This is a genomic window from Marinobacter sp. DSM 26671 (assembly GCF_900112835.1).
GTDB lineage: Bacteria > Pseudomonadota > Gammaproteobacteria > Pseudomonadales > Oleiphilaceae > Marinobacter > Marinobacter flavimaris.
Genome location: NZ_FONF01000029.1, coordinates 21874 through 29016 on the forward strand (window position 1 = coordinate 21874; position 7143 = coordinate 29016).

A 7143-nucleotide genomic window follows, 5' to 3' on the forward strand; every position below is an offset into this window, starting at 1 on the left:
GACAGTCAAGTCTCCCGCTTTGCCAGCCCGGAACGCGAGCGCGCCAGGGCATGACGTATATCGACCGTTATCCGGCGCCAAACCTACCCGTTCGGGTAGTTGTTTGACCCCAACTTATAGCCAATCCTGTAACTGCGTACAACCGGCCCGCTCATCTGAGTGGCCCGTTGTGCGCGATGCAAAACAATACAATATGTAAAAAGATGATGAATCTAATAACAATAAGGTGATCCTCATGTCAATGTCAGAAAATGTACTAACAGAGTCCCTTCAAAGGGACCCTGGTGCCGAAAACTATGTGGACAGAAAGCGCCACCTGTGGATCCTTTCTGTGCTGTGGCCAGCAACACCTCTTATAGGCCTTTATCTGGTCGCCCAGACCGGATGGAGCATCTGGTACGGATTGGTGTTGATCCTTTGGTATGGCGCAGTTCCCTTGATTGATGCCATGTTTGGAGAGGATTTTTCCAACCCCCCCGAGTCGGCTGTGCCTCGGCTTGAACAGGATCGTTACTATCGGGTACTGACCTACTTGACGGTTCCTATTCACTATGCCGCCTTGATTGTCAGTGCCTGGTGGGTATCCACGCAACCAATGAGTGTTTTCGAGTTTCTGGCATTGGCCCTTTCCCTGGGAATCGTGAATGGCCTGGCTCTGAACACAGGCCACGAACTTGGCCATAAAAAAGAAACGTTTGACCGTTGGATGGCGAAGCTTGTCCTCGCCGTGGTCGGATATGGTCATTTCTTCATTGAGCACAATAAGGGGCATCACCGTGATGTGGCTACGCCGATGGACCCGGCGACATCCCGCATGGGCGAGTCCATTTACTCATTCTCACTGCGTGAAATTCCCGGTGCTTTCAAGCGGGCATGGGATTTAGAGGAACAGCGCCTCAGTCGTTGTGGAAAAAGTGTCTGGAGCCTGGAGAACGAAGTTCTTCAGCCTATGATTTTGACCGCTGTGCTTTATGCGGGATTGCTGGCGTTTTTTGGCCCGTTAATGCTGATCTTTTTGCCCATTCAAATGGCCTTTGGCTGGTGGCAGCTGACCAGCGCCAACTACATTGAGCATTACGGATTGCTGCGCGAGAAGATGTCGGATGGACGTTATGAGCGTCAACAACCGCACCACTCATGGAACTCAAACCATATTATGTCGAACCTGATTCTGTTTCATTTGCAACGACATTCCGACCATCACGCCCATCCTACAAGGTCCTATCAATCGCTTCGCGACTTCAAAGACCTGCCTTCCTTACCATCGGGATATCCCGGAATGTTCCTGGCCGCAATGTTTCCCTCATGGTTTCGGTCGATAATGGACCACCGGGTGCTGGATTGGGCTAAAGGAGATCTCGATAAGATTCAGATTCAACCCGGCAAGCGTGAATTCTATGTGCGTAAATTTGGTGGGACTGATTCTGAATCAGTCGATACCGCAGCGTCTAAATGATCGGCTAATTAGAACTTATATACGTCGTTTACTTTATTTACGTTGCAGAAAAAGAGCCTCTGACGTGCACCTGAAAGAGGGTGCGCGTCGGGCGCTACCAAAACAAAGACAATAATATCGTTTGAAAGGTGCTTTAAATGGCTAAACATCAATGCCCGGATTGTGGTTATGTATACGACGAAGTGGTTGGTGATCCGCACGAAGGCTTTCCTGCAGGAACGACCTGGGAAAAAATTCCTGAAGACTGGTCCTGTCCAGACTGTGCCGTCAGGGATAAGGTTGACTTCGTTGCGCTTCAAGAAGCGAACTCGGAACTTTCGGTGTCCGCAACCAATATAGCGGTCCGTACTGCCAGCCAAGCTAAGACCGAGGGAGCATCGCAGAAAGCAACGGACGCATCTACTCCTTCAGCTAAAAATAAAACAAAGCCCAAAGCGAAACCGAAGCCTACCTCTTCAAAATCGCCCAAAGACTCGACTCAAAAAGATACCTATCGGAAGTGGGTCTGCATCACTTGCGGCCATATCTACGATGAAGCTCTCGGAGATGAAGCCGAAGGCTTCCCTGCCGGCACTCGTTTTGAAGATATTCCAGACGATTGGTGCTGTCCGGACTGTGGTGCCACAAAAGAGGACTATGTCCTCTATGAAGACTAATAATCCGATTTAAAATAACAACAGTCTCGTTCGGAAAGAGGTGATTTTATAATGCAGATTGCTAGTCTGGCGGAGGTTGGGCTGCCCAATGTGTCAACCAGCGATACGATTGATTCAACGTTCGCGGCCCTAAAGCGGGCACAACTTGCGCGTCGCGGAAGTTTTACCTTAGAGGCTCGAATAGCGCAGCTCGACCAGCTGCGGGATTCAATTAAACGCTACGAATCAAACATCATTGCGGCTTGCGCGGCGGACTTTCGAAAACCCGCTCCAGAAGTCAAATTAACTGAACTCCTGCCGGTGCTTCAGGAAATTCGACACACTAAAAAACACTTGCGTAAATGGATGCGTCCGAAGCGAGTGGCTGCATCCATTGGTGTTTGGGGTACGAGGTCTTATGTTCGGCCAGAGCCAAAGGGTGTGTGTTTAATTATCGCGCCATGGAATTATCCTCTCAATCTTGCGCTCGGACCTCTCGTCTCAGCGTTGGCTGCGGGGAACGGAGCTATCATCAAACCCTCGGAAATGACACCCCACACCTCAAAGGTGATTGCCAACATTGTCGCCGAAACCTTCCCCCCCGATCTTGTTTCGGTGATTGAAGGCGATGCCGCTGTAGCCCAGAAACTGTTGGCCCTGCCCTTCGACCACATATTCTTCACTGGCAGCCCTGCGGTCGGCAAGCTGGTCATGGAGGCTGCGGCCAGGAACCTTTCCTCGGTGACACTGGAACTGGGGGGAAAATCCCCGACCATTGTAGGCCCGGATGCCAACATCAAGAAGGCTGCCCGATACATTGTCTGGGGGAAGTTTGCCAATAATGGCCAGACCTGCATCGCTCCGGACCATGTTTTTGTACACAGAAGCATTGCAGCCCCATTCAATGAAGCACTTAAACAGCAAATCGGGCGCATCTACGGGAAAACGCCGGAAGCCCGGCAATCGACGCCTGACTATTGCCGGATTGTAAATGCCCGTCATTTCCAGCGCGTGTCAAGCCTGATAGAAGATGCCAAAAGCAAAGGCGCAAACGTCTTTGAAGGCGGTATTACAGATGCTGAAGAAAATTTCATTGCGCCGACGTTGATTGCAAATATGTCCAGCGACATGGATATCTCACGTGAGGAGTTATTCGGCCCGATATTACCGGTTATTGAGTTCGATGATATTGATTCAGTTATCAACAAAATCAACGATAACCCCAAGCCACTGGCGCTTTACGTATTCGACCAGAACAAGTCTTTTGCCAGAAATATTATCGAACGAACGAGTTCCGGCGCTGCAGGGATTAACCTTACAGTCGTGCACTTCCTGCATCCGGACCTGCCTTTTGGCGGAGTGAATAATTCTGGAATAGGGGCATCCCACGGTGAATACGGTTTCCGCGCTTTTTCCCATGAAAAGGCGCTGATGGAGGATAAGCATTCTCTCATCCACCTGCTTTTTCCTCCCTATACACGCTGGGTCCGGCGGCTCATAGATGCTGCTGTTCGTATTCTGGGCTGAGCATAATCCAATAACAAGAGAGTCACTATGTACGATTACATTATTGTTGGCGCCGGGTCGGCTGGCTGTGTATTGGCTAACCGACTGACTGCCGATCCCTCGAAGCGAGTAGCGTTACTTGAAGCAGGGCCAAAGGATAAGAGCCCGCTCATACATATGCCTGTGGGTATTGCACTTCTTGCCAATAGCAAGCAGGTGAACTGGGCCTTCGAAACCGAGCCTCAGGAACATCTCAAGGGGCGCCGTCTGTTCTGGCCCCGGGGTAAAACTCTTGGCGGCTCCTCCTCCATCAACGCCATGGTCTACATCCGGGGCCACAAAGCCGATTATGAACACTGGGGTCAGGCTGCCGGAACCGACCTTTGGGGATGGGACCGCGCATTAACATTGTTTCGCCGACTGGAAGATAACGAACGTTTCGGACCGGATGCTTACCACGGCAAGGGCGGTGAACTCAGCGTAAGCGATCTGAGATCGGTCAATCCGTTAAGTCGGGATTTTGTTCGCGCCGCTTCCCATGTGGATGTCCCGGTGAACACGGATTTCAATGGCGAAACGCAAGAGGGACTGGGCCCCTACCAGGTGACACAAAAAAATGGTCGGCGCTGGAGTTCGGCGCAGGCGTTTCTGCGTGGCGCAGAGAAACGGCCTAACCTCGATGTGCTAACGGACGCTCGGGTAACCCGGGTGGTAATGGATGGCCAGCGGGCGGTTGGGGTGACACTGAACCAAGGGGGCGAATATCGCCAGCTCAGACTCAATAATGGCGGTGAAGTCATTTTGTCCGGCGGGGCGGTTAATTCACCACAGCTACTTTTGCTTTCCGGAATCGGTGATCGCGAAGAGCTTCGGAAACACGGAATCCCTCTGGTCCATCACCTTCCTGAGGTGGGCAAGAATCTGGTCGATCATTTGGATATTACGCTGATGCACGCGGCGAACTCACGTTTGCCTATTGGTGTTGCCCCCAGCTTCCTGCTTCGGGGAGTGAGCGCACTTTTTTCCTATATTTTTGCGCGACGCGGGTTTCTCACCAGTAATGTAGCCGAGGCAGGAGGCTTTGTTAAATCCAGCCCTTCGTGTGAACGACCGAATGTGCAATTCCATTTTTTGCCAACTTTTTTGAAGGATCATGGGCGAAAAGTGATGACCGGGTATGGCTACACCTTACACATTTGCGATCTGCTGCCCAAAAGCCGGGGTTTTATTGGACTGAAAAGCCCTGATCCATTAGCCGATCCGTTGATTCAGCCCAATTATCTGAGTGACCCCGAAGACATCAAGACAATGATTTCCGCCGTTAAATTCGGGCGACGAGTACTCGCGGCACCGACAATGGCTTTGCATAGTAAGCGAGAAGTCATGCCCGGAAACTCTGTGTCCTCGGACGATCAGATTGCGGACTTCATCCGGGAAAATGCAGAGACTATCTACCACCCCGTTGGCACCTGCCGTATGGGCGTGGATCCGGAGTCAGTCGTTGATCCAGAGTTGAAAGTCAGAGGCATTGAAGGGCTTAGAGTCGTCGATGCTTCGATAATGCCCAGTTTGGTTGCCGGTAACACCAACGCACCCACCATGATGATTGCCGAAAATGCAGCCGACATCCTCCTGGGAAATGTCACGGTTCAGGCTCGGGTTATGACGCCCACGCCCACCGCGGACACTACTGACGCCAACTATTCCGTCCCACGAGCAGTAGAAATGGAGAGGAGATAAACGTGCTTGGCAAAATGATGAACGTAGAACTCACCGTGAATTCTTTGATCGACCATGCTGCTCGCTACCATGGAGACGCTGAGATTGTGTCGATAGGAACGGATGGAAATCCCAGTCGATCTGACTGGGCAACTGTTTCGAGGCGGTCGCGACAACTTGCGTCGGCGCTTCGAACGGCAGGCTATGTCCAGGGGGATCGGTGCGCGACCATTTGTTGGAATAACGTGGGGCACCTGGAATGTTATCTTGGCATCTCTGGTGGCGGGATGGTGTGTCACACCATTAACCCGCGACTGTTTCCAGAACAACTCGTTTACGTTATCAACAATGCTCAAGACAAAGCCATATTCTTTGACAAAACGTTCCTTTCGATTGTTTCAAATATCCGTGACCGACTGGAGACGGTTGAGGAATTTGTATTGATGTCCGAACCGGACGAAGAAATTGCAGCGCAATTTCCAGGATTGTTGTTTTATGAAGAGTTTCTCCAGCGAGGAACGCCTAACGCGAATTGGCCTGAAATCGCCGAAAACCAGGCTTCAAGCCTCTGCTATACATCGGGCACCACTGGAAATCCCAAAGGGGTGCTCTATTCACACCGCTCCACCGTTCTGCACGCGCTGGTAGCTGCTCAACCTGACGCACTGAATTTATCGGCACGGGACGTGGTGATGCCGGTTGTTCCTATGTTTCACGTAAATGCGTGGGGGGTACCCTACATTACGGCGATGGTTGGAGCCAAACTGGTGTTGCCTGGTCCCGGCCTGGATGGACAAAGTTTGGTCAAGCTTATCGATTCAGAAAGCGTAACGATTGCGCTGGGTGTGCCCACGATTTGGCAGGGACTTCTTTCGGCTTTGGACGAGCTTGGCTCCTCGGCAAAGACGCTCAAACGGACGGTGATAGGTGGTAGCGCTTGCCCTCCCTCAATGATGTCAGAGTTTCGTGGTAAGTACGGCGTAGATGTTGTCCATGCATGGGGAATGACTGAAACATCACCGATCGGAACCGTCAATGCACTGCTGGCGAAACACGATACCCTTTTAGAAGGAGAAAGAAATAAAATCCGTGAAAGCCAAGGACGGCCTCCCTACGGGGTGCAGCTCAAAATTGTGGGAGAAGACGGCCATCAACTGCCCGAAGATGGCGTTGCTCAGGGAAATCTCCGTATCCGTGGTCATTGGGTGGTAGCCGACTACTTTGGTTTTGAGCCAAATCAGACTCTTGAGGAAGACGGTTGGTTCGAGACAGGTGATGTTGCTTCGATCAATGATGATGGGTTTATGACAATACGTGACCGCTCAAAAGATATTATTAAATCTGGTGGGGAATGGATATCGACAGTCGAATTGGAGGGAATCGCAATGGGCCATTCTGCCATCAATGAAGCTGCTGTGGTGGCGGCCTCCCATGATAAATGGGATGAACGACCGATCCTGTTGGCAGTAAAAATACCCGACGCAAATATTACGGAGGAGGTGTTAGTGGCCAATTAAAATGACCCACTACTGGCCATTAATTTTGACCCACCCCCGGGTGGCCGTCAGGCCACAGAACCAGCTACTGTCCCCCGCTTTTATCCATGGCCGGGGGCATGTCAGTGAAGGAGTGGGTTGTGATACACAAGATCAAGGCACTGCACGATAACGGCAAAGGGCTGTCGATCCGCGCCATCAGTCAGGAACTGGGGTTGTCCCGCAATACCGTTCGCAAGTACCTGCGGATGGAGGTGGATGCGATTTCAGAACGGTTTGCAGACCCCTCGCGGAGCAAGCGACTCGATGATCACCGGGATTATCTGGTGCA

The 7143-nt window shown here is 51.6% G+C and carries 6 protein-coding genes; all 6 read left to right on the forward strand.

Going from position 1 to position 7143, the window contains the following annotated elements; translation table 11 throughout:
* The first annotated feature begins 235 nt into the window (after positions 1 to 235).
* The gene (locus BM035_RS20325) at positions 236 to 1456 is read left to right on the forward strand and encodes an alkane 1-monooxygenase (protein ID WP_011784150.1); all 1221 of its coding nucleotides are present in this window, start codon (positions 236 to 238) and stop codon (positions 1454 to 1456) included.
* Positions 1457 to 1593: 137 nt separating this feature from the next.
* Positions 1594 to 2112, forward strand: coding sequence for a rubredoxin (locus BM035_RS23305; RefSeq protein ID WP_011784149.1), 519 nt, complete (start codon positions 1594 to 1596; stop codon positions 2110 to 2112).
* A 51-nt stretch (positions 2113 to 2163) separates the two neighbouring features.
* Positions 2164 to 3618 (forward strand): aldehyde dehydrogenase family protein, encoded by a 1455-nt coding sequence (locus BM035_RS20335; protein ID WP_011784148.1) that lies wholly within the window; start codon positions 2164 to 2166, stop codon positions 3616 to 3618.
* Positions 3619 to 3645: 27 nt separating this feature from the next.
* Positions 3646 to 5337, forward strand: coding sequence for a GMC family oxidoreductase (locus tag BM035_RS20340; protein ID WP_011784147.1), 1692 nt, complete (start codon positions 3646 to 3648; stop codon positions 5335 to 5337).
* 2 nt (positions 5338 to 5339) lie between these two features.
* Positions 5340 to 6833: a long-chain fatty acid--CoA ligase gene (locus tag BM035_RS20345; protein ID WP_302848268.1), complete on the forward strand. Its 1494-nt coding sequence runs from the start codon at positions 5340 to 5342 to the stop codon at positions 6831 to 6833.
* Positions 6834 to 6952: 119 nt separating this feature from the next.
* Positions 6953 to 7143 (forward strand): helix-turn-helix domain-containing protein (locus BM035_RS23060; protein WP_441295077.1); only part of this gene is annotated, 191 nt, incomplete at its 3' end.

What these genes read in the sequence shown, in the direction of transcription:
- BM035_RS20325 (WP_011784150.1), top strand. Translation starts at nt 236, where the DNA reads ATGTCAATGTCAGAAAATGTACTAACAGAGTCCCTTCAAAGGGACCCT.
- BM035_RS23305 (WP_011784149.1), top strand. Translation starts at nt 1,594, where the DNA reads ATGGCTAAACATCAATGCCCGGATTGTGGTTATGTATACGACGAAGTG.
- BM035_RS20335 (WP_011784148.1), top strand. Translation starts at nt 2,164, where the DNA reads ATGCAGATTGCTAGTCTGGCGGAGGTTGGGCTGCCCAATGTGTCAACC.
- BM035_RS20340 (WP_011784147.1), top strand. Translation starts at nt 3,646, where the DNA reads ATGTACGATTACATTATTGTTGGCGCCGGGTCGGCTGGCTGTGTATTG.